Below are 25974 nucleotides of genomic sequence, written 5' to 3' on the forward strand. Positions count from 1 at the left end.
GTTGGGCTTCCCACGCTTTGCCATCAGCCGAGTCTCACGAAGACACACGGGAAACGGCCGCTCGATGGCGGTCGAGACGCTTTGCGCACGCTATCCGGATCATTGGGTCGCCCATTACGCGCAACGAGACTACGGTCCGGTCGATCCGGTCCATCGGATGGCGTTTGCCCGTGCCACACCCTATCGATGGGCCGACATCAGAGGCTTGAATCGCATCGAGCAACGCGTGCTCGGTGAGGCACGCGACGCGGGATTAACCAGTGGCGTGAGTATCCCGCTTCGCGAGACCAACGGTGACATCCTGCTGGTGAATCTCGCCAGTCCGTCGCCGGAGATCAAGACAGAAGTCCACATGCGCCTCGCGAGCTCAATTGGCGCGCTCTTTCATCAAGAGCTCCATCGATTGATGAAGCCCCATCGGCCTGAGCCGGCGATTGAACTCTCCCCGCGCCAACAAGAGTGCCTTGCGTGGGTTGCCCGGGGTAAATCGTCATGGGCGATCGCCTCCATTGTTGGCATATCGCCCCATACCGTTGACTACCATATCGCCGAAGCGATGAAGATTCTGGGCATCAACAGTCGAACCGCGGCAGCTGTGCATGCCGTCACAACCGGTTTGATCCAGGTGTAAGCGGCCAGCAGGACCGTCTGCGGCAGTTCCTGCCGGCCACCCGACCATCGACCGGCCTCATTGTGGACTCGTGGCGCCATCAGCACATTCGAGCTTACCCGCGCGTGCCCGCACAATCGCATGCATCGCGATGGCGACTCGCTACGGGCGTCCTGTCAACTTCATCGGCGCCGCACCTCCCCACCTAACTAGTTCCCCTCACCTCACGCGCTTGATAGCGTGGCATCGGCTATTTTGTTTGAGGGGAAAATCGTGCCATCCATCTTCGCTGGCAGTTTCGACGACATGCCAACTATGATGCATCGCCGCCTCGGCGTGTTCCGCTACGACGTATTTGTAGGTCGACTGGGTTGGCAGTTACCCGGAGCGGACGCGACGAGCCTGACCGAATGGGATCAATTTGATCGGGGTCGTACGATTCACGTCGTCTCGGTCGATCAGGCTCAGCACATTTGCGGGTGTGCACGATTGATACCGACCACACAGCCGTATTTGCTCCAGACACTGTGCGCGCCTTCAGCGGCTCTAGACTTGCCATGCGCACCCACGGTCTGGGAACTGTCGCGGTTTGCCGCCCGCTGCGGGGCAAACCCGATCATGCGCGCATCAACTGGAATGCAGCTGTTTCCTTCGATTCTCGCAATCGCCGCGTCACTGGGCGCCACATGCGTCATCGGTGCCATGACACGTGCCGTGGCACGACTTTACCAGCGTTGCGGTCTGGCGCTCCAAGTCGTCAACACTGTCGAAACCGCAGGTCGTCCAGCTTACCTGATTGGCGCAATCGAACTCACGCGATCGACGTTCACGAATCTGGGGTGCAACGCGCACGAGCTTTTGGCCGCCGTGACATGGCTCGGCGCCCATCCCACGTGAGTCGCACTTTCGATGTCCGTGCCCCCGCCCGATACCAGCGGTCATTGAAAGGCCGCTGGCCGGTGTCAAACACCGTTTCCGACCAGAAACTGGCGGCATCTCGGCGAGATTGCGCGCCGCGCCGGGTTTGAACACACTCGCCCGGCGCGAACGCGCTACATGCGCGGGCCCGCGCGATGATGTCGGCGATCGGTGTCTTTCACCCAGTCCGGCCGAATCGCAGATGCATAAGCCTGAGCACTGCGTGACGCTTCGCCGTTGGCCTGAGCAGAAAACCCAAGTCGCTCGTCGATGGCACGCGCCACGGTCGACGATTTGGGCAGGCGTCGAGGATCACAATCGGCCCAAAACGTGAACATGCTCTCGAACAACACGCCCAAGATCGTTGTCGTATAAGGCAATTCGACCGTGACAAGCTTGCCGGGCGAATCAGCTTGAAGGGGCAAACCAGACATTGGCATTGTGGTTCCGCCCATGCCCGTGCACACCGCGTGAAGCTCGCGTTGCAATCGCGCCTCGACATCGCAATGGCTGACGGAAGAATCGACAATTGCACGGGTCAAGTTAGCCAGTTCCTGGGTTTTCAGCTCAAGGCGATTGTGCAATCGACCGACTTCCTGTTCTGCTCGCCGCACGCGCGCTTGCAGCGCCGAGCATTCGTCGGGCGACAGCGAACACTGCTCGTTCGTATAGTCAGCCTTCTCGGGGCGTTCCATGCGTCCACCTCTTCATGACCATGATCACCTCGGCACTGAGCCTCAACGGGATCAACCTACTCAAAAGCGGTAACACCGCGCGCAAAAACCAGCTCAATCGCTACGCAATCGATTTGCGATGTCGCCGCATATCGTTCGCCGGCCAGCCGATGCAGTGTTTGCTGCGGAACGACGCATCGTCAACTACGAGACTATGGAGGTCAGAAGCGTGAGATTTTCCGCGACAATTCATTTGAACGCACGCACCCTCGCTTTCGCGAGCCGGTTTAATCGGTCGTACGCGCCGATCTTTTCCAGTTTCGACGCGAGCTCATCCGATAGGAGTCGATTCGATGCCAACGTATCTCGAATTGAAGGCGCAAGCTGAACAGCTCAGACAACAAGCAGAACAGGCCCGCCTGGCTGAGCTTGACATCGTTCTCGCGGAAGTTCGCGCGCGTGTGGCCGAATACGCGCTGACCCCCGAGCAGGTCTTTGGGCGTCGGCGCAGCGCCTCCGCCCCGCAGGTCGGCCAAGGTCGTATCCCGGCCCGGTATCGCGATCCCAAAACCGGCGCGACGTGGAGTGGCCGCGGTCGCGAACCCGGCTGGATCAAGGGGAAAAAACGCGAGCGATTCCTGATCGAACAGGTCTAGAGGGACACCGCGTGGTTTTCCGTCCCGTCTCATGTCGTGCGCGCAGGGCATATCAGTTGCATTGAGCGGGCACAGCACACAACGTCTCGGGACTACGCTCAACGAGCACTGATACGGCTCGGTGCAAATCTGCGAAGCTCATGCGTTAAGACTTAGAACGGCACCGATAGTCTGAGCGGCACCAACTCGGGACGCACCATTGCGTCAACGTTGATGGTTTCCGGCGCATCCCTGGAAACAGGGCACGAAAGAAGATCGGGGCCGGCTCATACAGCTCATATCGGACAGGTCCGATTGGCCCGGCGAGATGCCGTCCGTACACTGCGGCACATGATTTCACTGATCCAGTCCTCCTTCGATACGGCGCGCAATGCCCTCGCGCATGTCGCGCGCCGCCCTGCTTTCCTGCGCAAGCTCGACATCGCGGTGCTCGCGCTCATTGTCGCGAGCGTGCTCGTCGTGATGGCCGACAGCGTGCAGACGCTGCACGCGCAATACGGCCATGCGCTCTACGCGGCCGAATGGGCGTTCACGCTGCTGTTTTCCGCCGAGTATCTGCTGCGCCTCTGCACCGCGAAGAAGCCGGTCGCGTATGCGCGCAGCTTCTTTGGCATCGTCGATCTCGTGTCGGTGCTGCCGACCTATCTCGCGTTCTTCTTCCCCGGCCTGCATGCGCTGATCGACGTGCGGCTGCTGCGTCTGCTGCGCGTGTTCCGCATCCTCGGGCTGTCGATCTATCTCGAGGAAGGGCAGATGCTGATCCGTGCGCTCACGCGCGCGCGGCGCAAGATCTTCGTGTTCATCGGCGGGATGTTCGTGCTCGTCGTGATTCTCGGCACCGTGATCTTTCTGGTCGAAGGGCCCGAGCACGGGATCACGAGCATTCCGGTGGGCGTCTACTGGGCGGCCGTGACGATGAGCACGACCGGCTACGGCAACCTGACGCCCGTCACGCCGCTCGGCCGGTTGATCACGTCGTGCGCGATCCTGCTCGGCTACGGGATCATCGCGTTTCCGACCGGGATCATGGGCGCCGAACTCGTTGCCTCGGCGATGGAGCGCGCCAGGGCGAACACGCGGCCAAGCGACGGCAACGGGCCGTGCTGCCCGCACTGCGGCGTCGCGCTTCCCGCGCAACGTGCGCCGGACACCCATGCGCACCGCAGCGTGCCCGCCAAAGGCCGCCACGCGCGATAGCCGCGGCAAGAATCAGCCCTGTCCCGAGTAGCTTCCGTCGTCGCTGGCGTAATGCGACGGGCAGCATCGGCAAGATCTCCCGGACACGCACGAACGTCTTGATTGCCTCTCGGAACAAATCAGCCTTGTCCATTCCGGGTTCGGCTACCTGGGGGGTTTTCGTATCAAGATCGTCGTCAATCGCTTGTCACGCTGGTTCGCATGGCGGCCCCTGATCGGATTTGACGCACGAACACACCGACCTCAGCAACAATCGCCTCGAGAAATTCATGCTCCCACGCGGTTCAGACGCGTGATCGGCCGTTGCCGGGATCCCTCACCCCGCGTGCCCGCCCAGCATCTGCGCGAATGCCGCCAATCCCGTCAGCATGATCTGCACGCCCACGCACAGCAGCAGGAACGCGGAGACGCGCATCGCGACCTTCGTCCCTTCGCTGCCGAGATAGCGCGCCAGCGTCGTCGCACGGCTGTAGATCTGCCAGATCGCGAACGCGACCAGCGCCGCGACCGCCACCGAGATCACGCCGGACAGCACATAATCCTTCACGCCGTGCGAACGGTTCGCATGCAGCGCGATACCGGCCGCGATCGAGCCGGGGCCGATCGTGAGCGGCACCGTCATCGGAAAAAACGCGCGCGACATCAGATTCGGGAAATCGCTGCCCTGCGCCATCGACGCGTCGGTCGAGACATCCGGCACATTCAGCATCGACCAGCCGGCCACGGCCACCGCGAAGCCGCCGCCGATTCGCAACGCTTCCATCGAGATGCCGAAGAAGTTCAGCACCGGCGCGCCGACGAAGAAGATCACGAGCAGCGTGAAGAAAACGTTTCGCCCGAGCTTTTTCGACAGCAGCGCGCGTTCGGGCTCGGTCAGCGACTGCGTGCGCTCGAGAAACACGAATGCCATCCCGAACGGATTGATGATGCCGACGAGACCCATGAAGCCGAACAGGATTTCGGGGATCAGGCGGTCGAACGTCATTGCGTACCTGCGCTTCCGGCTTCGACGAGACGGGTGTGACTCGGCAACGCCACCTGCAGATCCGTGCCCGGCGACACGTCGGCCGATGCCGCACGCGCCGGCTCGCGCGTTTCGGCGAGCCATTGCTTGAACTCCGAGGCGGTCATGCCGACGGCGGCATGAGCCGGCCGCGACGCGGCCGACGATGCGTCGTCCTGACGCTCGGCATGCGTGCGCGATGCCGCGCCCGACGCGGGAGCCGCCGCGGCGAGACGCTCGCGAGCGGTTTCCGGGCGCACCGATTTCCTGCGCGCCGTGCTCGCGGATTTCCGCTCGGAAGGCGTCCCGGCCGATGCACCCGGCATCGGCGCGGCTTCATCGCGTGCGGCCGCCCGTACGCCGATTGCCGTGGCAGCCGCCGCGGCTGCAGTGCCCGACGCGTCGTCCGGGTCAGCGGGCACGATCACGGATGCCGTCTCGCTCCGGGCCGGCGTCGTCGCGATCGCCGCCTGATAAACGGTGTTTCGCGCCGGGGCGCGCCTGCCGCCATGAAACGCGTGCGCGCCCGCCAGGCCCACGGAACCCAGTATGAGACCGGCCACCAGCGTCAGCACCGTCGGCTGCCATCCCCGGCGTGCCAGACGCGGCTTCACCCACGGCTTGTTGTCCGAACCGAAATCCGCCGCGCGCACGGCGGCGGGCACCGGCGCCTCGCGCGTGCCGCTCAGGTCGAACACGCCCGGCTTCGGCTGCTTGCTTGTGACGAACGGCCTGCGGCGGCGCCCGAACGGCGGCGGCAGATCTGAAAAAGGCCGCGCGAGCGGCAACGCGAAGCGTCCTTCGATGTCTTGCATGCCCATGATGTCGACGACGGATCGCCCGACATCCGCCGCGCCAATCCGTGCTCCCGTGAGTAAATTTGATTGGCTTCGAGTATCGCCGTAGGGGATATCCCGAGTAAATCGGACTGGGCTTATTCGAGCGGCAACGATGCGCGTCAACGCAATTTCGTTTCCGGCCCTTTCACGATGCGCCATCGCACGTTCCGGCCGGATACCGATGCGCGGCCACACAGCTCCGGAAACGAACGCGCAACGCCGCGCGTTCGCGACAAGACCGCGTGGCGCTCAGAACCGCCCGCGCAGCCCGATGAACACTTCGTTCGACGACAGCTTCGACTTCAGTTGCTCGTCGCGCGCCGACACGCGGTTCACGAACGTGTTGAAGCCCGTCTCGACGTTGCCCATGTCGACATAGCGATATCCGACGTCGATCGTGAAACGCTTGTTGATCGCATAGCTCACGCCCGCGCCGGCCGAATACGCGAGGTTGGTCTGCGTCTTCGACGCGAAGCGACGCGTGTCGTTGCCCTGCCAGCCTTCGGCCGACACGATCGCGACACCGACGCCGAGCGTGCCGTACACCGAGAAACCACGCCCCAGGTCGAAGTCGCGATAGCCGTTGAGCATCAGCCGCTGCGACGACACATGGAATTCGTTCGCGTTCGCGTCGAACGGCGCCCAGTAGCTGACGAAGTTGCCGGAGCGCTTGAACACGTATTCGCCTTCCGCGCGCCAGCCGTTACCGAACTGGTAGCCGCCCGCGACCGAGCCCGTCACGCGATCCTGCCCGTCCGGGCCGCCGATGCGGCTCGTCACACGCGGGCTCGTCAGCTCCATGTTCACGGCGTTGTCAAACGCGCCGATGACGCGCGCGGTCGCGTAGTAACCCGCGTCGCTCGGGTCCTGCTTTTTCGTTTCCGGTGCGACCGTATCGGCGAATGCCGCGCCCGAGAACAGCAGTGCGAGCGACAACGGGAGGGCGAAAGACTTGATCATGACGTGACTTCCTGAACGATGAGAGGAGATCACGCCATCGTAGGAAATTCGTCATGCACGCTGAACCCGTACGCGAACGGGTGGCGCCTCCGTAGCGCTACGGAGGCGCGCGCTTACTTCGCGTCGTAACGCAGCAGCGGCCGGCCGTTCAACGGTTGAACCACGCGCGCGTTGTGCGAGTAACGCATCCGGAATGCGGTGATGTCGTCCGCCGACAACTCGACCGGCTCGTCCAGCACGTACCATTCGACGTTCTCGGTCAGCGGCGGCGTCGTGAGCGAACCGAGGTAGTGGTAGTAGGTTTTCACGCTGCGCGGCATCAGCGCGGCTGCGTGGAACGACGGCACGCTCGCGGTATCCGCGCCGCGCAGCGCATCCATCACCGCCGCGAACTGCGCGTTCTCGCTGCCGGTGCGATAGAACACCGCGACGACGGCCAGCCGCCCGTCCTGCGAGCGGAACACGAAATGTCCCTCGATCGGAGAGCTGCGACCGTCCAGCGTATGCTCTGCCGGCGCGTGGAAATGAATCTGCTGAAGCCGGAAATGCCGCCCGCGGATCGTCGCGCTGCCGCCGGCCGGCACGATTTGGATCGTATGGCCGTTATCGATCGCCTTCGCGCGGGTGTCGGCGATATGCACGTCGATCGCGACGTTCTCGTCCTCGTAGCGCGTCGCGCGCTTGACCGTTGCGGAATCGATCGCGACCGGCGACTGCGCGTCGCCGGATTCGAGATGCCACTCGCGCTGGTGATCGTAGTCGAAGCCATGACCGGTCGGCGCGGCAGGCGCCGATGCCGGCGCATCGGCCGCATGCGCGCCGGGCGCGATCGCCGTCGTCGCGAACAGCGCCGCCGCGGCAAGCCGGATCATCGTGATTCGGGTCGTATTCATTCGAATGCTCTCTACTGAAAAAACAACGCGATGCCACGCTCGATGCGAGTCGGTCGAAACCGGCCGCGCGGGCGTGGCGGAAAAAATCGGGGTAAGCGGTCATCACGGGGCACAACGTGCCCACGTTCGTTCCGCGCGGGAATCGCGGTCGGGCGCGCGATTCGGACCTTGCCGCGAGTCAGGCCGGACGCGATCCGGTTCGCGTTGCGAAATCGCACGACGTAGGGACACCGCGCGTCGAGCCGCTTCCGCTCCTGCGCCGCGGCATCGTCGCGCCGCTACGTCGCCGATACGCCCGCGAGCGCCGCGTAGTCGCGCACCAGCTCGACGAGCGACGCGACCTGCAATTTGTCGAACAGGTTCGCGCGATACGTCTCGACCGTGCGCGGCGACAGCCCGAGATCGCGCGCGATTGCCTTGTTGCTGCCGCCGCGCACGATGCCGTCGAGCACGTCGCGCTCGCGCGCGCTCAGCGTCGCCATCCGGCTCGCGCGGGCCTGTTCCGCCGCGTCGCCGTCGCGCCGGTCCGCGTGCCCGCGCAGCGCCTGCTGGACCACGTCGATCAGTTCGTCGTCGTCGACCGGCTTGCGCAGGAAATCGCACGCGCCGCGCTTGAACGCACGCCGGCACGCATCGACGTTGCCATGGCCGGTCAGCACGATCACCGGCAGGCTACGCCGGCCGGCGAGACAATCGAGCGCGTCGAGCCCGCTCATCCCCGGCATCCGCAGGTCGAGCAGCACGCAGCCGAGCGTGCTGTCGTCGGCTTCCGCGAGAAACGCGTGCGCATCGGCGAAACGGCGGGTGCGCAAGCCGACGGTCCACAGCAGCAGCGCGAGGCCGTCGCGCACGGCTTCGTCGTCGTCGACGATCGCGACGACGGACCCGGCCTCCGGCGGATGCATGGCTTCATGCGTGCTCATCCATGCCCCTCCCGCGCCATCGGCAGCAACAGCACCGCCTCGGCACCGCCGGACGGCAGGTTCCGAATGGTCAGCGCGCCGTCCTGACGCTGCGCGAGCGTGTCGCACAACGGCAGCCCGAGGCCGAGCCCGTCCGTGCGCGTCGTGAAGAATGGCTCGAACAGCCGCGGCAGCGCGTCGTCCGGCACGCCCGGCCCGGTGTCGGTCACACTGAACCGGTAATGCCGGCCGTCGCGTGCACCGCTCACGCGGATCTCGCCGCGCGGCGCGCCTGCCAGCACGTCGCGCGCGTTGCGGATCAGGTTGTGCAGGATCTGCTCGACCGCGACCGGATCGGCCAGCGGCCGGGCGCGCGGCGCCGCGTTGCGCCACGTCAGCGCGACGTGCTCGCGCGCCGCGTCGTCCGCGTGCAGGAACAGCAGCGACGCCATCAGCGCGTCCGGATCGAGCGCACGGCGCGCGTCGTCGCGGCTCGACGTCATCGCGGTGCGCAGGCGGTCGAGAATCGCCGCGGCGCGCTTCGCCTGCGCGACGCTCGTCTGCAACGCACGGCGCACGCTGTCGCGCTCCGACGGCGTATCGAGCATCCGCTCGGCTGCGCGCGTGTGCGTGACGATCGCGGTCAGCGGCTGGTTCAGCTCATGCGCGAGGCCGGCCGCCATTTCGCCGAGCGTATCGAGGCGCGTCACGCCGTCGAGCCGCGCGCGGGCGTGCTCGCGGCGACGCGCGTCGCGCAGCCGCCACGCGCCGAGCGCGCCCAGCACCAGCAGCGCGGCCACGACATTCCACAGCGCGATCGACAGCCACGGCAGGTCGGCCGCCGTGAGCGTGCGCGTCGTCGTCAGCACATACGCCTGCGGTCGTGCAGGCAGGTGTTTTTCGACGTGCATCGTCCAGCCGAACGGCGTGGCCGGCGCGTCGCGATGCAGCAGCTCGAACGCGCGCCCTTGCAGATGCAGCGCCGCGGATGCCAGCGAATCGGGCCAGTCGCCCGGCGCCAGCAGTTGCCCCGGGTCGATCCGCACGGCCCAGCCGGAATCGGCGGCGAGCCAGTAACCGTCGCCGGCGAATTCGATCGAGAACGTCGTGGCATCGCGCGGCGGCGAGCGTCGAACGGCGAGACTGGCATCGTGCCGGCCCGCACCCGGCGGCCGGAACTCGAGCCCGTCGAGCTGGGGCATCCGCGTGCGCAGCGTGTCGAGCATGTGCGGCGGCGGCGCGGACAACGCGGTCGCGCCGAGCGTCGCGAGCATCGCTTCGTGCTGCGCGGCCTTCTGGCCGAGCACGCGTATCGCGATGCTCGAATCCTGGAAGAAGCGGTCATACGCGTCGCCGGCCGCGCGCGACACGCGGCGGCGATACGGCGGCCACGTGCCGGTCGGCGACCCTGCAAGCCATGTCGCCAATCGTCCGATGATGTGTTGATGGTCCGTGATGCCCATGGAGATCGCCCTCGGCGGAACCGCACCGCGCTCGTATGAATCGAAGTTCGCTGGTGCAAGTATCACGTTCGGTTCGCGAGCAAGTAAATCGGACTAGGCTGATTCGTCCTACGGACGATTTCGATCGCTAATCGATTTTTTCATCGCCTTTGCAGCGTCGGGGGATCGGTGTCGCCCGCTGTCGAGCCGCCGACGTACGTGTTGCATGTTGCCCGTCGGCGCGGCGGTCTGCGCATGCTTCATCGACATCGCGAACGCGATCGTCTTCGATCTGCTTCCTGCGTTGTCAATTGAACGGGCGGCAGTGCATTCCGGCCGCCCCGTCGCGCATCAGATACTCCACTGATTCACCCGCTTCGACAACGCCTCCGCACTCTCCTTCCGCTCGCTGTACCGATCGACGAGATACGGCCCGACATCGCGCGTCAGCAGCGTGAACTTGACCAGTTCCTCCAGCACGTCCACCACCCGATCGAAATAGGCCGAAGGCTTCATCCGCCCGGCTTCGTCGAATTCCCCGAACGCCTTCGCCACCGACGACTGGTTCGGGATGGTCAGCATGCGCATCCAGCGGCCGAGCACGCGCATCTGATTGACCGCATTGAACGACTGCGAGCCGCCGCTGACCTGCATGACCGCGAGCGTCTTGCCCTGCGTCGGCCGGACGGCGCCCATCGACAGCGGAATCCAGTCGATCTGCGCCTTCATGATCCCGGTCATCGCGCCATGCCGCTCGGGCGAGCACCACACCATGCCTTCCGACCACTGCACCTGTTCGCGCAGCTCGACGACCTTCGGATGGCTCTCCGGCGCATCGTCGGGCAGCGGCAGGCCGCTCGGGTTGAACACGCGCACCTCGGCGCCCATCGCCGTCAGCAGGCGTGCGGCTTCCTCGATCAGCAGGCGGCTGAAGGCGCGCTCGCGCAGCGAGCCGTACAGCAACAGGAACCGCGGCGCATGCGTGGACGGAGAAGCCGGCCGCAACTGTCCGGCATCCGGCACGCGAAACGATTCGAGATCGAGTTGCGGCAGGTCGTTAGAAAGATCAAGCACGCTTGCCCTCCGTGTCATGGCGATGAATCAGGATGTCGTTCATGCAGATGGATACGCCCGTTCGTTCACGCGCGCTCGTACCAGCCTTTCGACCGGTTGACGACGCGCACCACCAGCAACATCACCGGCACCTCGACCAGCACGCCGACGACGGTCGCCAGCGCCGCGCCCGAATGAAAGCCGAACAGGCTGATCGCGGCCGCGACGGCCAGCTCGAAGAAGTTGGACGCGCCGATCAGCGCGGACGGGCACGCAACGTTGTGCTTCTCGCCCACCGCGCGATTGAGCCAGTAAGCGAGCGCCGAGTTGAAGAACACCTGGATCAGGATCGGCACCGCGAGCAGCGCAATGACCAGCGGCTCCTTGAGGATCGCTTCGCCCTGAAACGCGAACAGCAGCACGAGCGTCGCGAGCAGCGCGGCGATCGACCACGGGCCGATCTTCGTCATCGCGGCGTCGAATGCCGCCCGCCCTTTGGCCAGCAGCCGCTTGCGCAAGACCTGCGAGACGATCACGGGGATGACGATGTAGAGCCCGACCGACGTGATCAACGTCGCCCACGGCACCGTGATCGCGGACATCCCGAGCAGCAGCCCGACCAGCGGCGCGAACGCGACCACCATAATGCTGTCGTTCAACGCGACCTGCGACAGCGTGAACAGCGGATCGCCGCCCGTCAGCCGGCTCCACACGAATACCATCGCCGTGCACGGCGCGGCGGCCAGCAGGATCAGCCCGGCGATGTAGCTGTCGAGTTGGTCGGCCGGCAGCAGCGACGCGAACAGATGCCGGATGAACAGCCAGCCGAGCAGCGCCATCGAGAACGGCTTGACGAGCCAGTTCACGACGAGCGTGACGCCGATGCCTTTCACATGCCGACGCACTTCATGCAGCGCGCCGAAATCGACCTTCACGAGCATCGGAACGATCATCACCCAGATCAGCAGGCCAACCGGCAAGTTGACGTGTGCATATTCCATCCGGCCGATGTGCTGAAACAGGCCGGGCAGCGCTTGCCCGAGCGCGATACCGGCGACGATGCACAGTGCCACCCAGACGGTCAGATAGCGTTCGAAGAAATTGATGGCGGGCATGGCGGCCGCCTTGCCTGCCGGCGAGACGTCGGGTGCGTTCATTGAACGGGTATCGATCTCGGTGTCGCGAGCGGCCAGCGGCTTCTCGCCGGTCGCCATGCGCGCAGTCAGTTTCGGGAAATCTCCACGAGTGCCGCCTGGAGTTCGGCGTTGCTCATGCGATCGAGCGGCAGCGCCAGCAATTGCAGCATCCGGTAGCCGAGCGCCTCGCGCGTGAGTTCGAACGCGAGACGCTTGCCTTCATCGCCGCCCGGCGCATTCGATGGATCGGCATAGCCCCAGTGCACTTTCACCGGGCTGCCGGGCCAGTGCGGGCAGGTTTCGGCGGCCGCGCTGTCGCATACCGTGACGACGACGCGCATGTCAGGCGCGCCGGCGCCGACGAATTCGTCCCAGCTCTTGCTGCGGTAGCCGCTCGTGTCGACGCCGGCGTTCGTCAGCGCGTCCAGCGCGAACGGATCGAGCCGGCCGCTCGGCGCGCTGCCCGCGCTGTACGCGCGCATGTCCTTGCCGAGCTTCGCGGCCCAATGGTTGAGCATCCCCTCGGCCAGCACGCTGCGCGCCGAGTTGTGGGTGCAGAGGATCAGTACGTGGGTGGTCATGGGCAATGCGCGCGAACGCGTCAACAGGTTTGCGTGCCGGACGTCGAACACGCGGACACCGGCGAGCATGGATTGCCGCCGCAGCAGTTCTCGGTGAGATAGGCCAGCAGGCCGTTCATCGTCGCGAAGTTCGCGCTGTAGATGACGAAGCGGCCTTCCTGCCGGCTCGTGACGAGCGCGGCATGGGCCAGTTCCTTCAGATGAAAGGACAGCGACGATGGCGGCACGTCGAGCAAGGCGGCGATCTGCCCCGCGGGCAGGCCCGGCGGCCCTGCCTGCACGAGCGCGCGGAACACGGCGAGCCGGGATTCGTGGGCGAGCGCCGACAAGGCGGCGACGGTCTGGTTCGTTTCCATATTTCGATAATAATCGAAATATGAAATAATGGAAACCGCCGACGGTATTCGGCGATGCAGCGAAAGGATGCGGTCCGTCGCCTTCGCGAACCTGCAAAGCACGGAGCGGCAGATCGAGACGGAGATCGGCGGCGATCTTCGCGTGACGGCAACGGCGACGGACACGGCAATCCGGATCGAGGTCAGCCACAGCCGGCCCTCACGCCTTTTTCTTCCCCTTGAGAATGAACGCCGCCGCCGTACACCCGATCATCGCGATTCCCGCGATCAGGAACGTATCGCTGTACGCCATCAGCAGCGCCTCGCGCATCACGCGCTGGTTGACGAGCCCCAGCGCAAGTTCATGCACGCCGGAGAACGATCCGCCCGGCAGCACGTCCGCGCGCGGCGCATGCACGCGCGCGAGCAGCCGCGCGAGCATCGCCATGCGCTCCTGGAACGCCTCGGAGAACGGCGTGACCGCCTCGCCGATGCGCATCGCATGCAGCTTCTGCCGCTCGACGACGATCTGGCTCATCACCGCGATGCCGATCGCGCCGCCGACGTTGCGGACCATGTTGAACACGCCCGACGCCGACCCGAGCTGCGCCTTCTCGATTCCGTCGACGGCCATCACGGCCAGCGCGATCACGACGAACGACTGCCCGATCCCGCGCACGATCAGCGACGGGACGATCACGTTCGACGCAGCGTCGGCGTCGAGGTGAATGTTCATCAGGCACCCGGCCGCGACCAGCACGAAGCCGAGCACGATCGTCGTCCGCGGGCTGGTGCGGCGCATCAGCGGCGGCGTGAGGAACGACATCGCGAACTGCACGAGCCCGTACGGAATCATCGCGAGGCCGATGTCGCGCGCGCTGTAGCCGTGCAGCTCGGCGAAGTAGTTCGGCACGAGGAACACCACGCCGAACACCACCGCGCCGAACAGGAACTGCATCAGGCTCGCGATCCCGAAGTTGTACTGGCCGAGCAGCCGCAGGTTGATGAACGGCTCCTTGCGCCGCAGCTCGATCGCGACGAACGCCGCCAGCCCGAGCGCCGCGACGATCGACAGCTCGACGATCAGGTCCGACGCGAACCAGTCCTTGCGCCCGCCTTCCTCCAGCACGATCTGCAACGCGCTCAAGCCGACCGCCATCGTCGCGATGCCGAACCAGTCGGCCCGCCTGAGCATCCCGAGCTGCACCGGCACGGGCCGGATCGCCCAGCCGATCGCCGCGACCAGCGCGATCGCCGGCGGAATCTGCAGATAGAAGATCCAGCGCCACGAATACATGTCGGTGAGCCAGCCGCCGACCGACGGCCCGGCCGCCTGCGCGACGTTGTTCGCGATCGCGAACAGCGCCATCCCGAGCGGATGTTTCGACGGCGGCAATTCGGTGACGATCAGCTGGAACGACAGTGGAATCAGCACGCCGCCGAACGCACCCTGCAGCGCCCGCGCAATGATCATCGTCGAGATGCTCGGCGCGACCGAGCACGCGAGCGAGAACGCGAGAAAGCCGGTCGCGCCGACCAGCAGCACGCGTCGCGCGGAAAACACCTGCACGAGCCAGCCGGTCAGCGGAATCACGACGATCTCGGCGACCAGGTACGCGGTGGTGATCCACGACCCTTCCTCGAAGCTCGCGCCGAGCGAGCCGCGGATGTCGGGCAGCGACGCATTGGTCACGTGCACGTTCATGCCGGCCATGAAGCAGCCGAACACGCCGCCGAGCACGGCGACCCACGCGCGCAGCGAAACGGTATCTTCGTGCGCAGCCTGCGCGGTCGCCGCGGTCACGAGCCGGCCCCCTGCGTGCCGCGCGTGTCGACGCGCGCGATCACGGACATCCCGGGCCGCAGCACGACGCCGGCCGGCGGCGTATCGACGCGGATCTTCACCGGGATGCGCTGCACGATCTTCGTGAAGTTGCCGGTCGCGTTGTCCGGCGGCAGCAGCGCGAACTGCGCGCCCGAGCCCGGCGCGAGGCCGATCACGCGGCCGTGCAGCGTATGGCCCGAATAGGTGTCGACGTCGATCTGGACGGGCTGGCCGTCGTGCATCGCGCCCAACTGCGTTTCCTTGAAGTTCGCCACCACGTACACGTCGCTCAGCGGCACCACCGCGAGCAGCGGCATCCCGACTTCGACGTACTGGCCGGCTCTCACCGCGCGCTGGCCGACGCTGCCGTCGCGCGTCGCCCGGATCACCGTGTGGTCGAGATCGAGTTGCGCGAGCGCCAGCTTCGCCTGGGCCGCCGCAAGCCGGGCGCGTGCCTGCGCGATCGCCGCGGTGCTCTGTTCGCGGCGGCGCTGCAGCACGGTCTGCTGGTCGGTCTGCACCCGCACGGCCGCGCCGGCGCGGGTCAGCTCGGCGCGCGCCTTCAATGCGTCCGCATGGGCCTGCTCCCAGCGCTGCCCGCTCGCGGCGGATTCGGCCAGCAGTTGCTTGTAGCGCGTCGCATCGGCGTCGCGCCGCGCGGCTTCGGCGCGCGCGGCGGCCGCATCGGCGTCGGCCTGCGCGATCTGGCTGCGCTGCTGGCCGATCTGCGCGTCGAGCATCGCGGCCGCCGCCTGCTCGGCCTGCAGCGTCGCGTCGGCCGCCGCGACGGCGGCCTGCGCATCGTCGACCTTCGCGCGATAGTCGCGGTCGTCGAGCCGCACGAGCACGTCGCCGCGCTTCACCGGCTGGTTGTCGTCGACCGCCACCTGCGTGACGTAACCCGACACGCGGGAGCTGACGGTCACGACGTCGGCGCGGACATACGCGTCGTCGGTGCTTTCGATGAAACGGCCGACGGTCCACCAGTGCCAGCCGAACACGGCGAGCGCGATGACGGCGAGCACGACGCCCGCGGCGATCAGTTGGCGCCGGGAGAACCGGGCGGTTTTGGCTTTTTCGGGTACGGCAGTCGTGCTCATGATCGGAATGATGAGTTGGCGTGCAAGAGAACGGACAGGGACGCGGCGAACGTGGCCGGCTACGGTTGCCAGCCGCCTCCGAGCGCCTTGAACACGGCGACCTGGTCGAGCGAGACCTGCTGCGTCGACTCGGCCAGCGCCGAATCGACCGCGACGAGGCTGCGCTGCGCGTCGAGCACGCCGAGGAAATCGAGGGCGCCGGCTTCGTAGTTCAGCTCGGCGAGGCGATAGGCGCGCGCATGCTCGGCACGCGCGGTTTCGAGCGCGGCGCGGCGGCGCCACGCGGCGCCGTAGCGGGCCAGCGCCTGCTCGGTTTCCTTCAGCGCGCGCAGCACCTGCGCATCGAATTGCGCACGGGCGAGCGTGTCGTCGGCGCGGGCCTGCGCGAGCCGCGCGCGGCTCACCGCCATGTTCGGAAAGCGCCACGTGATCAGCGGGCCGACGCCCCAAGCGATCGCGTACTTGTCGCCGAGCGTCGACGGATCGCCGCCGGTCGACAGCCAGTTCACCGAGCCGCCGAGCGAAATCGACGGATACAGCTCGGCCGTCGCCACGCCGATCCGCGCATTCGCGGCGGCCAGTTGGCGCTCGCTCTCGCGCAGGTCGGGGCGACGGCGCAGCAGCGACGCGCCGTCGCCGACCGGGAACGGCCGAGCGAGCATCGGCGCGGTGCGGCAATGCGCGGCGGCGTCGGGCAGCGCGCCGGGCGCGCGCCCGGTCAGCACCGCCAGTTCGTACAGCGCCGCGCGCCGTGAGCCGACGAGCGCCGGCAAATCGGCGCGCGTATCGTCGGCGAACGCGCGCGAACGCGCCACTTCGAGGTCGGACACGAGCCCGTGCGCGCGCTGCTTCGCCGTCAGCGCGGCCAGCCGGTCCGCGATGCCGACCGACTGCTCGGCCACGTCGATCCGCTCGCCGTATGCGCACACCTGCGCATACGCGGCCGTCGTCTCGGCGGCCACCACGACGCGCATCGCATCGGACGCGGCCTGCACCGCGTCGGCGTCGGCCTGCGCGGCGTCGACCAGATGGCGCACGCGGCCCCACAGATCGACTTCCCACGACAGCGAGAACGACGGCGCGAAACCCCAGCGCGTGCGCGCATCGGTGTCCTTGGCCGCCGCAACGATCTGGTCGGGCGCGTGCTTGCCGTAGTCGACGCCGAAGCCGGCCGTCGTGTCGGGCAACCGCGCGGCGCCCGCCTCGTCGAACACGGCACGCGCACGCTCGACCCGCGCGACGGCCGCGGCGAGATCGCGGTTCTGCGCCAGCGCATCGCGCACGAGGCCGTCGAGTACGGGATCGTCGTACAGCCGCCACCAGCGTTGCGGCGGTTCGCCGGCGGCCGCGGCCGGCACGTCGGCCACCGCGTCAAACGGCCCGGTGCGCGTCGCGTCGGACACCGGCGGCCGATACGGCTCGCCGACCGAACACGCGGCCAGCGCGGCCGACGCCAGCAGCACGGCCGCACAGGTGGCGCGCCGCACGCGCGGCAAGCGTGTCTCGACGGCGGGAGAAACGGGCGAAGCGGACGGAATGGACGGAACGCGCATCGGGTGGCAGTGGCAAGGAGGTCGAACAAACGATGGGCTTATGGTAATTTCGACCTATGCGGTCGATCTCGCGCGTAAAGCGCATTCGTCGTCGAGAAAAGGACAATCCCGATCAATTGGAAAATTTCTTCATCGCACTCGAGCGCCAGGCGCGTGACAAGCAGATCGCCGTCGTCGCCTCCGACTCGCCGGCGGGCATGGCGTACCCGCCGCATTCGCACCGCCAGGGCCAGCTGATCCACGCGATTTCCGGCGTGATGATCGTGCACGCGGACGCGGGCAGCTGGGTCGTGCCGACGGGCCGCGCGGTGTGGGTGCCGGGCGGCACGCAGCACGAGATCCGCTCGGCCGGCGACGTGCAGATGCGCACCGTGTTCGTCGGCCCCGAAGTGCGGCCGAGCCTGCCGACCGAATGCCGCGTGATCGAGGTCGGCACGCTGCTGCGCGAACTGATCGTGACGGCCTGCGACCTGCCCGCCGACTACGACCTGTCGCACCGCGCGGGCCGCGTGCTCGCGCTGATCCTCGACGAGATCGAGATCGCGCCGTCGCTGTCGCTGCACGTGCCGATGCCGCGCCATCCCGCGCTCGTCGCGCTGTGCACGCGGCTCATCAACGACCCGTCGTCGGTCGTCACGCTGCAGGCGTGGGCACGCGACGCGCACATGAACGAACGCACGCTCGCCCGCGCGTTCAAGCGCGAGACGGGCATGACGCACGGCGCATGGTGCCGCCACGCGCGGCTGCTGCTGAGCCTGCCGCGCCTCGCCGCCGGCACGCCGATCCTCGAACTCGCGCTCGAACACGGCTACGACAGCCCCAGCGCATTCGCGGCGATGTTCCGCAAGGCGCTCGGCGTCGCGCCGAGCGAATACTTCCGGCGGCGCTGACCCCGGCGTCGATTGTCCGTTTTGCGACGATCGATCGCTGATGCGCGCGCGCGGCGTGCCGTGGCCGTCGCTACAGTAGCGGCATTGCCATACGGCCAGCCGGAGGTTTCGTTATCCCGATGGATCTGATTCAAAGCATGCAGGCGTTCGTCACGCTCGCGGACGCGGGCACCTTCACCGAGACCGGCAAACGGCTCGGCATCACGACCGCGCACGTCAGCCGGCTCGTCGCGTCGCTCGAGCATCGTCTCGGCATCCGGCTGCTGAACCGCACGACGCGCTCGATGTGCCTGACCGAAGCGGGCGAACGCTATCTGGCGCGCGCCCGCGACATCACGCTGGCCGTCGATGCGAGCGAGCGCGAGGCGCGCGACGCGCGCGTGCATCCGCATGGCCGGCTGCGCGCGCATTGCAGCGCCAGCATCGCGAACCATTTCGTGATTCCGCTGATCGGGCAATTCCAGGCGCGCTACCCGGACGTGAGCGTCGACCTGACGCTCGCGCCGCACCTGCCGAAACTGGTGCGCGACAGCTACGACGTCGCGGTGATCGCGATGCCGAGCCTGCCGAGCTCCGAGCAGGTCGCGATCGACGTCGGTCGCATCCGCAGCGTGCTGTGCGCGTCGCCCGCGTATCTCGATGCGCACGGCATGCCCGATTCGCCGGGCGCGCTGGTTCACCATCGCTGCGTGCAACTGGTCGCGCCCGCGTATCACGAGCGCATCTGGACGCTCTGGAACGGTGCGGAAGCACAAACGGTGGACGTCGATCCGTCGATGACGGCCGACGTCGCCGCGTCGCTCGCGATCGCGGTGCGCGAAGGCGCGGGAATCGGCTTGCTGCCGGACTTCGTCGCCGCGGCCGACCTGCGCTCGGGCGCGCTCGTGCGCGTGCTGCCCGACTACCAGGCGGAGGAAATCGGCGTGTTCCTGGTGTACGCGTCGCGCCAGCATCTCGACGCGAAGACGCGCGCCTGGGTCGACTTCATGAAGGCCGCGCTGCGCGATGCGTTCGCACAAGCGCGCGACGACGCGTGCGCACCACCGGCCGGGAAAAAAAGCCACGCACCGGGCAAGGCCGGCGCGTGGGCCGGCGCGGCCGCGTAGCGGCACGGCGCCGGCGGGCGATGCACGGTTACTGCGGCTTGAACAGCGCGCGCAGGTTCGTCATCGCCATGTCGAGGAAGCCGGTGACGAACGCGTCGAATTCCGGCTGGCGCGCGGCGCCGCCGTGCGACGGTTCGCCGGCGATGTCCCACGTCACCGTGCAGGCCTGGTCGCCGCGCGGTTCGACGCGCATCAGCGCCCACAGATTGCCGATGTCGAACGACGTATGGATCAGGCTCCACGTCATCACCATCGCTTCGTCGTCGTGGCTGTTGAGCTGTTCGACGACGACGTTGCCGTCCGCGAAATGCTTGATGCGCAGCGAGCGCACGCCTTCGCCGATCATGTCGGTATGGTCGAGCCCCGTGATGAAGCGCGAGAAGCCGGCGAAATCGCCGACCACGCGCCACGCGTCGCGCGCCGGCACGTCGAGATCGGCCGAGCCGGACAGGATCGGCGTTTGCGGCGCGTAGACGAGCGTGGACGGACGGGGTTGCGTTGCAGTACGTTGCAGCATGATGCCTCCTTGATGAATGATGCGATGACAGCGATTGATCAAACGGGGTACGTCTTCACCACGCGGGTTCGGGCTCGGCGTCGCGGCGGGCGTCGTTCGCGCGCGGCGCCGGCTCGGGCGGCGGCGGCATGAAGCCGCATTCGGCGAGGTAGCCGAAATGCGCATCGAGCAGCGCGTCGTCCTTGTCCGGATACGTGACGCCTAGCCGGCGCAGCGTCGCCTCGGTGCGCGCGTGATCGATCACGGCCATGTCGCCGATATCGTCCTGCCGGTCGTCGAGATAGAACGCGACGACGTCGAACAGCGCATTCGATTCGTCGATCGACAACAGCCGCTCGCGCCAGACCCCGGGCGCTTCGAATCGCAGCGGATAGCCGCGCCGCGCGAGTGCGCGCAGGTAGCCGGCCCAGTCGAGCGGACGCGGGTTGTGCAGATGGAACACGCGCTCGGTGCGCGCACCGTCGAGCGTGCACGCGACGATCGCCCGCGCCAGGTAGTCGACCGGGCTCAGGTCGAACAGCCCGCCCTCGCTCGCGAGCGGCGCGCAGCCGAGCTGCACCGCGCCCTTGAGCAGCAGCAGGATCCGGTTGCGTCCCGGCTGGCACAGCCCCGTGCGCGAATGGCCCGTGATGTTGCCGGGCCGCAGGATCGTCGTGTCGATCCCGCGCGCAGCCGCTTCGGCAACGAGATGCTCGGACACCCACTTCGTCAGGTTGTAGCCGTTGTTGACGAAGGCAGGGCCGGCCTCCGACGGGGCCGCCTCGATCAGGCGTCCCGTCGGGCCCGTCGCGCTCGCCGCGGATAGCGTCGATACGAAATGCAGCGCCTTGCGGCGGCCGCTGCAGCACAGGCGGAGCAGTTCGAGCGTCGAGCCGACGTTCTCCGCGTGCAGGTACGGGTAGTCGTACACGTGGTTCACGTGTGCGCCGTTGTGATGAATCGCGCCGACCTCGGCCGCGAGCGTCTGCCACACCGCATCCGACAGCCCGAGGCGCGGCGCACCGAGATCGCCGCGCAGCACCCGCACGCGCGGATGCCCGCACAGATGGCCGAGCCCGTTGACGAACGCCGCTTCGTCGAGCCGCCGGCGCGCGCTCGCATCGTCGTCGCCGCGCACGACGCAGTAGACGATCTGGTTCGTGCGGCTGATCAGTTCGCTGAGGATGAAGCAGCCCAGGAAGCCGTTCGCGCCGGTCAGCAGCACCGCGCCGGAGCCGTCGCCCGCCGGCTGGCCGGCCGGCAGTCGCACGTCGTCGGGCAGGCGGCGATCGTCGTGCACGCGCGCCGGCACGTTCGCGCCGCGCTCGCCCGACTCGTCGGTCAGCAGCGCCGCGAGCGCGGCGATGGTCGGCCGCTCCATGAAACGCGCGAGCGCTGCGTTGCCGCCCAGCTCGCGCTTCACCGCCAGCATCAGCCGCGACACCAGCAGCGAATGGCCGCCCAGTTCGAAGAACGACGCGTCGCGGCCGATCTCGTCCGGCGCGAGTTCGAGCAGCGTCGCCCACATCGCGGCGAGACGAAGCTCCAGCGCGCCGCGCGGTGCGTCGCGCGTGTCGCTTCCCGCACGCGACACCGGCAGGCGCGCGAGTGCGGCGCGGTCGATCTTGCCGTTCGGCGTCGCGGGCAATACGTCGAGCGCCGTGATGTCGTACGGCACCATGTAGTCGGGCAGCGTGGCGGCCAGCACGGCGCGCAGCGCGTCGGGCGTCGCCGCCGCGTCGACCGGCTTCGCGGCGAACAGCCGGATGCGCTTGCGCTCGTCGGGCACCACCGCGCACTGGCGGTACAGCCCCGCCGCCAGCGCGGCCGTCTCGATCTCGCCCGGCTCGACGCGAAAACCGCGAATCTTCAGTTGCGTGTCGCGGCGGCCCACGTAGCGCAGCGTGCCGTCCGGCTCCCAGCTGGCGATGTCGCCGGTCCGGTACATCGTCGCGCCCGGCGCGCCGTACGGATCGGCGACGAAACGCTCGGCGCTCAGGTCGGGCCGACCGAGATAGCCGAGCCCGACGCCCGCGCCGGCGATGCACAGTTCGCCTTCCTCGCCGGTGAGCGCCGGACGGCCGTCGGCCGCGAGCACATGGCAGCGCGCGTTCGCGATCGGCCGGCCGATGCGCCGGTTGCTGTCGCCGGCGCGCAGTTCGCCCGTCGTCGCGAGCACCGTGCATTCGGTCGGCCCGTAGATGTTGTGCAGCCGCCGGTTCGCGCTCCAGCGCGCGATCGTGTCGGGGTCGCACACGTCGCCGCCCGTGACAAGGTGCGCGAGCGCGGGCCAGTCGCAATCCGGCAGCGCCGCGAGCAGCGCGGGCGGCAGGAACGCGTGCGTGATGCGCGCGTCGGCGACGAGCGTCGCGAGCGCGTCGAGTTCGCGGCGCTGCGCTTCGCTCGGCGCGACCAGCGTCGCGCCGGCGAGCCAGGTCGGGAACATGTCGAGCAGCGACGCATCGAACGCCACCGTCGAGAACTGCAGCACGCGCGACGACGCATCGAGCGACACGTGCGCGCGATACCAGTGGCAGAACTGCACGATGTTCCGGTGCGACAGCATCACGCCTTTCGGCACGCCGGTCGACCCCGACGTGTAGATCGCGACCGCGCAGCGCGCATCGCGGTCCGCATCCCGTTCGAGCGGCCACTGGCCGGCCAGCGCATCGGGCGAGGCGTGCGCGTCCGCTTCCGCGTGCGCGCCGCAGTCGATCACGTCGAGGTCGAATCCGTCGAGCAGCGCCGGCTCGACCGCCCCGCCGACGACGAGCGCCTGCGCCCCCGATTCACGCAGGATCGTGCGGGCCCGCTCGGGTGGAAACGCGGGATCGAGCGGCACGCAGGTCGCGCCGGCGCCCAGCACGCCGACGATCGCCGGGTACAGCGCGACGCCCTTGTCGAGTCGCACCGCGACCACACGTGGCGCGGCCGGCCGCGCGGCGATGCGCGCGGCAACCTGGCGGGCGCGCGTGACCAGCTCGCGATAGGTCAGCTGGCCATCGGCCGCGACGAGCGCGCAGGCGTCCGGCGCAGCGGCCGCCGCACGCGACACGAGCTCCGGCAGCGACGGCTCGCACGGCCACGCGGCGGCCGTGTCATTAGACGCATGCCAGCCGGCCAGCCGTTCGAGATCGAGCACGATATCGGACGGCCCCGGCGGCGTGGCGCGCGGCGCGTCGTTCGGATCGCTCAGCTCGCGCGCGATCCCGCTCGCGACTTCGTGCATCAGATCGACCGCGCATGCGGCGATCTCGTCCGCGAGGTCGGCGCCGTTGAGCGCCGCGCCAAACGCGAGCGTCGCGTCGGCCAGCACGCGCGTGTCGCCGGGCGCCGCGTCCGTGAGCCACGCGACGCGTACTTCGCGCGGCGGAAACGCATCGGCGACGATCTCGCAATGCAGCGGCCGTGCGTGGGCGCAATGCACCGCGGGGTCCGGCACGCCGCAGACGATCGACCACTCGGCCGCGTTACGCAACGGTTCGGGTGCCGGCGCCGGCAGCAGCAGCGCATCGGCCGCGTCGCGCAGCGGGCCGTCGCGTCCGTCGGCGATACAGACGGTATGGCCGGTCGCCTCGAGTTCAGCCGCCAGCCGTGCGGCGAGACGGGTCTGCCCGCCGATCGCAATGATGATCGCTTTCATCGACGTGACTCACAGGTAGTCGGACAAGGCCGCGCGGGTCGGCGCGTGATCGAGCAGGCCGCTCATCCGGAAGAACTGCCGGATGTTGACGATCATCGGATGCTGGCTCGTGATCGGATAGGCACCCACCATGTCGTCCGCGATCCGTGCGCGCTCGGCGGCCGGCAGATCGAGCGCATCGATCAGGCGGCGATCGAACTGCAGTTGCAGGTCGGCACTCAGGTATTCGCGCAGGAAGCACGGCAGCCCTTCGCCGAGCGCGAGCCGCGCGGGTTCGTCGATCTCCGACCAGTACAGCTTCACGAGATTGATCCAGAACGCCGAGTGACGGCCTTCGTCCGCGAGGTGGTCGGCCATCACGCCCTTCACCGAGCGCTTGAGCGTCGCGTCGCGCGAGAACGCCGCGACTTCCGCCGTGACCGTGTTCTCCGAGATCGCGACGCACAGCAGTTCCATGCCGTCGCGGTACTGCGCGCCGACCCGCTCGACCGCGCGCGGAATCGCCCGCGACAGCTCGATCTCGCTGTTCGGCGGCAGCGGCGCGATGCCGGTGGCCTCCTCGACCTGCCGCAGGTAGTCCATCGCGACGTACGCGTGGTAATCCTCGTCGATCACCACCGTCATCGCATCCTGCCGGCACGCGAACGGAAACGGATGCGCGAAGCGGCCGCGCGCGATCCGCAACGCGGTGGCGTTGACGATCTCCGTCTCGAAGATGATCACGTCCTGGATGTACTTGTAGAAGCTCTGCAGCAGGACGAAATCGCGCACCGCATCGCCCGCGTCGACGATCGCCGGGTGCGCGCACAGCGGCTGGCGTTCGAGCGGGTAGTAGCGCAGTTCGTCGTCCTCGACGATCCGCCGCGGGCGCGATCGCACGGTCGCGCGCGCCTCCCAGCGATCGACGTGGCTCACGTAGGTGACGGCGGTCGTCATCGCGTGTCCTCCGGGGAACCGTAGTAATGGATTTCGAGCAGCAGGCAGCCCGCGTCGCTGCGGAACGGGCCATGCGGCGTGCCGGCCGGGCGCACGAAGTAGCTGCCTTCCCGATACGTCGCGCGATACTCGCGCGTCGCGACGTCGACCAGGCTCTGGTCGCCGTCGATCAGGTGCACTTCCTCGTGGTAGTCGTGCAGGAACGGCACGCTCGTGCCCGCGCCCGGATCGAACCGCACGATCCGGGTCCGGATGCCGCGCTTCGCGTGCTCGTCCAGCGTATCGACGAGCACGACCTGGTCGATGCCGTCGTCGAACGCCGCCGGGTGCTCCCACTCGAGCGCCGCGAAATCGACGATGCGCTCCGACAGCCCGCGCGCGTTCATGCCGGCACCACGTTGCGGGTCTGGCCGAGATGCGCGAGCAGCCCGTCCCACAGGCGCATGCGCTCGTCGATCGCATCGAGCCCGGCCTGCAGCGCTTCCTCGAGCTTCGCCGCGTCGCCGTCGGCCGCCTCGCGGATCATCGCGCGCGCCGCCGGCCCGTGCTCGCCCGAATCCACTTCGATGTGGCGGTCGAGGTAATACACGAGCAGCGGAATCGACGAGCGCTCGATCTTCCATTCGTCGAGCAGCGTGCGGAACATGTCGGGAATCACGTTCTCGCGGCCGTAGAAGAAGTTGCCGAGCACCTGGTGCGTCGCGCCCGACGTGCACGCGGCCATCGTCGCCTCGACGAAGCGGATCACCGGCTCCGGCGCATCGACGGCCTTCAGAGCGGCCGACACCGAGAAGCCCGAGCGCACCAGCGACACCATTTCCTCGATGCGCGAGGTCGACGCGCCGACATCGCGCATCGCGTGCAGGTACAGGTCGTAGTGGCTCATGTGGCCGTTCGGCGTTTCGTCCGATTCCTCGCCGAGCACGATCTCGTTGATGAGACGCGACGCGTTCGCGTTGCGCGGCGCGACCCACGGCACCGCGACGGTCGTCAGGTCCTGCTGCAGCCGCTTCACGAGCGACATGAAATCCCACACGGCGAATACGTGCCATTCCATGAACACGCGCAGCTCGTCGATGGTACGGATCGATCCGAACACCGGATGATGCGCGAGCCGCTCGTGCTGCTCGCCGATTTTTCGCTCCAGCCCTTCCAGTTGATTCACGGGACTCTCCTAGTAATGTCCGCTCGCGCCAGCCCATTGCGCCGGCTTCCGGCGCCGGAAA

25 protein-coding genes are annotated in these 25974 nt (G+C 67.7%); 6 read left to right on the forward strand and 19 right to left on the reverse strand.

The window, feature by feature from the left end; all coding sequences use genetic code 11:
- Positions 1 to 631 (forward strand): LuxR family transcriptional regulator (locus tag JMF86_RS26425; RefSeq protein WP_201317177.1); only part of this gene is annotated, 631 nt, incomplete at its 5' end.
- A 252-nt stretch (positions 632 to 883) separates the two neighbouring features.
- A complete protein-coding gene (locus JMF86_RS26430; RefSeq protein ID WP_082409431.1) occupies positions 884 to 1507 on the forward strand; it encodes an acyl-homoserine-lactone synthase in 624 nt (207 codons plus the stop codon).
- A gap of 155 nt (positions 1508 to 1662) precedes the next feature.
- On the opposite strand, the gene JMF86_RS26435 is transcribed toward JMF86_RS26430, so the two are convergent.
- Positions 1663 to 2223 (reverse strand): hypothetical protein, encoded by a 561-nt coding sequence (locus JMF86_RS26435; RefSeq protein ID WP_077178144.1) that lies wholly within the window; start codon positions 2221 to 2223, stop codon positions 1663 to 1665.
- 332 nt (positions 2224 to 2555) lie between these two features.
- Here JMF86_RS26435 and JMF86_RS26440 point away from each other — a divergent pair, with 332 nt between their 5' ends.
- Together JMF86_RS26440 and JMF86_RS26445 are read left to right on the forward strand one after the other, a co-directional pair.
- Positions 2556 to 2858: an H-NS histone family protein gene (locus tag JMF86_RS26440; RefSeq protein WP_054928418.1), complete on the forward strand. Its 303-nt coding sequence runs from the start codon at positions 2556 to 2558 to the stop codon at positions 2856 to 2858.
- Between the two features lie 330 nt (positions 2859 to 3188).
- On the forward strand, positions 3189 to 4055 hold the full coding sequence (locus tag JMF86_RS26445; RefSeq protein WP_054928419.1) for an ion transporter: 867 nt from the start codon (positions 3189 to 3191) through the stop codon (positions 4053 to 4055).
- 316 nt (positions 4056 to 4371) lie between these two features.
- Here JMF86_RS26445 and JMF86_RS26450 read toward each other — a convergent pair whose 3' ends face one another.
- The 13 genes from JMF86_RS26450 to JMF86_RS26510 form a co-directional block, all read right to left on the reverse strand.
- Positions 4372 to 5040 (reverse strand): MarC family protein, encoded by a 669-nt coding sequence (locus tag JMF86_RS26450; RefSeq protein WP_011548575.1) that lies wholly within the window; start codon positions 5038 to 5040, stop codon positions 4372 to 4374.
- Positions 5037 to 6056, reverse strand: a complete 1020-nt coding sequence (locus tag JMF86_RS26455; protein ID WP_011548576.1) for a hypothetical protein — start codon at positions 6054 to 6056, stop codon at positions 5037 to 5039. The genes JMF86_RS26450 and JMF86_RS26455 overlap by 4 nt, the downstream gene beginning before the upstream one ends.
- A gap of 90 nt (positions 6057 to 6146) precedes the next feature.
- Positions 6147 to 6857, reverse strand: coding sequence for an outer membrane protein (locus JMF86_RS26460; RefSeq protein WP_011548577.1), 711 nt, complete (start codon positions 6855 to 6857; stop codon positions 6147 to 6149).
- A 113-nt stretch (positions 6858 to 6970) separates the two neighbouring features.
- Positions 6971 to 7750 carry a carbonic anhydrase family protein gene (locus JMF86_RS26465; protein WP_011548578.1) on the reverse strand — a complete coding sequence of 260 codons (780 nt, stop codon included), beginning with the start codon at positions 7748 to 7750 and terminating at the stop codon, positions 6971 to 6973.
- 278 nt (positions 7751 to 8028) lie between these two features.
- Positions 8029 to 8673 (reverse strand): response regulator transcription factor, encoded by a 645-nt coding sequence (locus tag JMF86_RS26470; RefSeq protein ID WP_011548579.1) that lies wholly within the window; start codon positions 8671 to 8673, stop codon positions 8029 to 8031.
- The gene (locus JMF86_RS26475) at positions 8670 to 10115 is read right to left on the reverse strand and encodes a sensor histidine kinase (protein WP_011548580.1); all 1446 of its coding nucleotides are present in this window, start codon (positions 10113 to 10115) and stop codon (positions 8670 to 8672) included. Before JMF86_RS26475 ends, JMF86_RS26470 begins: the two co-directional genes overlap by 4 nt.
- Positions 10116 to 10445: 330 nt before the next feature.
- Positions 10446 to 11186, reverse strand: coding sequence for an arsenical resistance protein ArsH (gene arsH / locus JMF86_RS26480; protein WP_011548581.1), 741 nt, complete (start codon positions 11184 to 11186; stop codon positions 10446 to 10448).
- Positions 11187 to 11233: 47 nt separating this feature from the next.
- Positions 11234 to 12304, reverse strand: coding sequence for an ACR3 family arsenite efflux transporter (gene arsB, locus JMF86_RS26485; protein WP_011548582.1), 1071 nt, complete (start codon positions 12302 to 12304; stop codon positions 11234 to 11236).
- 65 nt (positions 12305 to 12369) lie between these two features.
- Complete coding sequence (locus tag JMF86_RS26490; RefSeq protein ID WP_041489434.1) at positions 12370 to 12864, reverse strand: arsenate reductase ArsC; 495 nt, start codon at positions 12862 to 12864, stop codon at positions 12370 to 12372.
- 20 nt (positions 12865 to 12884) lie between these two features.
- The gene (locus tag JMF86_RS26495) at positions 12885 to 13220 is read right to left on the reverse strand and encodes a helix-turn-helix transcriptional regulator (protein WP_011548584.1); all 336 of its coding nucleotides are present in this window, start codon (positions 13218 to 13220) and stop codon (positions 12885 to 12887) included.
- 199 nt (positions 13221 to 13419) lie between these two features.
- Entirely contained in the window at positions 13420 to 15003 is a 1584-nt protein-coding gene (locus tag JMF86_RS26500) for a DHA2 family efflux MFS transporter permease subunit (protein WP_011548585.1), read from the reverse strand.
- Positions 15000 to 16124, reverse strand: coding sequence for an HlyD family secretion protein (locus JMF86_RS26505; protein WP_011548586.1), 1125 nt, complete (start codon positions 16122 to 16124; stop codon positions 15000 to 15002). The genes JMF86_RS26500 and JMF86_RS26505 overlap by 4 nt, the downstream gene beginning before the upstream one ends.
- Before the next feature lie 59 nt (positions 16125 to 16183).
- Positions 16184 to 17677, reverse strand: a complete 1494-nt coding sequence (locus tag JMF86_RS26510; protein ID WP_011548587.1) for an efflux transporter outer membrane subunit — start codon at positions 17675 to 17677, stop codon at positions 16184 to 16186.
- Positions 17678 to 17793: 116 nt separating this feature from the next.
- On the opposite strand from JMF86_RS26510, the gene JMF86_RS26515 reads away from it, so the two are divergent.
- Together JMF86_RS26515 and JMF86_RS26520 are read left to right on the forward strand one after the other, a co-directional pair.
- Positions 17794 to 18567, forward strand: coding sequence for a helix-turn-helix domain-containing protein (locus JMF86_RS26515; protein WP_041489435.1), 774 nt, complete (start codon positions 17794 to 17796; stop codon positions 18565 to 18567).
- Between the two features lie 119 nt (positions 18568 to 18686).
- On the forward strand, positions 18687 to 19673 hold the full coding sequence (locus tag JMF86_RS26520) for a LysR family transcriptional regulator (protein ID WP_011548589.1): 987 nt from the start codon (positions 18687 to 18689) through the stop codon (positions 19671 to 19673).
- A 28-nt stretch (positions 19674 to 19701) separates the two neighbouring features.
- Here the strand turns inward: JMF86_RS26520 and JMF86_RS26525 are convergent, their stop codons facing one another.
- From JMF86_RS26525 to JMF86_RS26545, 5 genes are read right to left on the reverse strand one after another with little or no spacing between them, the layout of a single operon-like run.
- Complete coding sequence (locus JMF86_RS26525) at positions 19702 to 20190, reverse strand: SRPBCC family protein (RefSeq protein ID WP_006479988.1); 489 nt, start codon at positions 20188 to 20190, stop codon at positions 19702 to 19704.
- A gap of 55 nt (positions 20191 to 20245) precedes the next feature.
- A complete protein-coding gene (locus tag JMF86_RS26530; protein ID WP_011548590.1) occupies positions 20246 to 23812 on the reverse strand; it encodes an amino acid adenylation domain-containing protein in 3567 nt (1188 codons plus the stop codon).
- A gap of 9 nt (positions 23813 to 23821) precedes the next feature.
- The gene (locus JMF86_RS26535; RefSeq protein WP_006479989.1) at positions 23822 to 24748 is read right to left on the reverse strand and encodes a diiron oxygenase; all 927 of its coding nucleotides are present in this window, start codon (positions 24746 to 24748) and stop codon (positions 23822 to 23824) included.
- Positions 24745 to 25134: a hypothetical protein gene (locus JMF86_RS26540; protein ID WP_006479990.1), complete on the reverse strand. Its 390-nt coding sequence runs from the start codon at positions 25132 to 25134 to the stop codon at positions 24745 to 24747. Before JMF86_RS26540 ends, JMF86_RS26535 begins: the two co-directional genes overlap by 4 nt.
- The gene (locus JMF86_RS26545) at positions 25131 to 25913 is read right to left on the reverse strand and encodes a DUF3050 domain-containing protein (protein ID WP_006479991.1); all 783 of its coding nucleotides are present in this window, start codon (positions 25911 to 25913) and stop codon (positions 25131 to 25133) included. Before JMF86_RS26545 ends, JMF86_RS26540 begins: the two co-directional genes overlap by 4 nt.
- Between the last annotated feature and the right edge of the window lie 61 nt (positions 25914 to 25974).

Origin of the sequence: Burkholderia sp. E168m15, assembly GCF_016586105.1 — a bacterium.
GTDB lineage: Bacteria > Pseudomonadota > Gammaproteobacteria > Burkholderiales > Burkholderiaceae > Burkholderia > Burkholderia orbicola.

Bases quoted from the DNA above. Each gene is read 5' to 3' on its own strand.
- JMF86_RS26435 (WP_077178144.1), bottom strand. From the start codon at position 2,223: ATGGAACGCCCCGAGAAGGCTGACTATACGAACGAGCAGTGTTCGCTG.
- JMF86_RS26440 (WP_054928418.1), top strand. From the start codon at position 2,556: ATGCCAACGTATCTCGAATTGAAGGCGCAAGCTGAACAGCTCAGACAA.
- JMF86_RS26445 (WP_054928419.1), top strand. From the start codon at position 3,189: ATGATTTCACTGATCCAGTCCTCCTTCGATACGGCGCGCAATGCCCTC.
- JMF86_RS26450 (WP_011548575.1), bottom strand. From the start codon at position 5,040: ATGACGTTCGACCGCCTGATCCCCGAAATCCTGTTCGGCTTCATGGGT.
- JMF86_RS26455 (WP_011548576.1), bottom strand. From the start codon at position 6,056: ATGGCGCATCGTGAAAGGGCCGGAAACGAAATTGCGTTGACGCGCATC.
- JMF86_RS26460 (WP_011548577.1), bottom strand. From the start codon at position 6,857: ATGATCAAGTCTTTCGCCCTCCCGTTGTCGCTCGCACTGCTGTTCTCG.
- JMF86_RS26465 (WP_011548578.1), bottom strand. From the start codon at position 7,750: ATGAATACGACCCGAATCACGATGATCCGGCTTGCCGCGGCGGCGCTG.
- JMF86_RS26470 (WP_011548579.1), bottom strand. From the start codon at position 8,673: ATGAGCACGCATGAAGCCATGCATCCGCCGGAGGCCGGGTCCGTCGTC.
- JMF86_RS26475 (WP_011548580.1), bottom strand. From the start codon at position 10,115: ATGGGCATCACGGACCATCAACACATCATCGGACGATTGGCGACATGG.
- arsH (WP_011548581.1), bottom strand. From the start codon at position 11,186: ATGACACGGAGGGCAAGCGTGCTTGATCTTTCTAACGACCTGCCGCAA.
- arsB (WP_011548582.1), bottom strand. From the start codon at position 12,304: ATGAACGCACCCGACGTCTCGCCGGCAGGCAAGGCGGCCGCCATGCCC.
- JMF86_RS26490 (WP_041489434.1), bottom strand. From the start codon at position 12,864: ATGACCACCCACGTACTGATCCTCTGCACCCACAACTCGGCGCGCAGC.
- JMF86_RS26495 (WP_011548584.1), bottom strand. From the start codon at position 13,220: ATGGAAACGAACCAGACCGTCGCCGCCTTGTCGGCGCTCGCCCACGAA.
- JMF86_RS26505 (WP_011548586.1), bottom strand. From the start codon at position 16,124: ATGAGCACGACTGCCGTACCCGAAAAAGCCAAAACCGCCCGGTTCTCC.
- JMF86_RS26510 (WP_011548587.1), bottom strand. From the start codon at position 17,677: ATGCGCGTTCCGTCCATTCCGTCCGCTTCGCCCGTTTCTCCCGCCGTC.
- JMF86_RS26520 (WP_011548589.1), top strand. From the start codon at position 18,687: ATGGATCTGATTCAAAGCATGCAGGCGTTCGTCACGCTCGCGGACGCG.
- JMF86_RS26525 (WP_006479988.1), bottom strand. From the start codon at position 20,190: ATGCTGCAACGTACTGCAACGCAACCCCGTCCGTCCACGCTCGTCTAC.
- JMF86_RS26530 (WP_011548590.1), bottom strand. From the start codon at position 23,812: ATGAAAGCGATCATCATTGCGATCGGCGGGCAGACCCGTCTCGCCGCA.
- JMF86_RS26535 (WP_006479989.1), bottom strand. From the start codon at position 24,748: ATGACGACCGCCGTCACCTACGTGAGCCACGTCGATCGCTGGGAGGCG.
- JMF86_RS26540 (WP_006479990.1), bottom strand. From the start codon at position 25,134: ATGAACGCGCGCGGGCTGTCGGAGCGCATCGTCGATTTCGCGGCGCTC.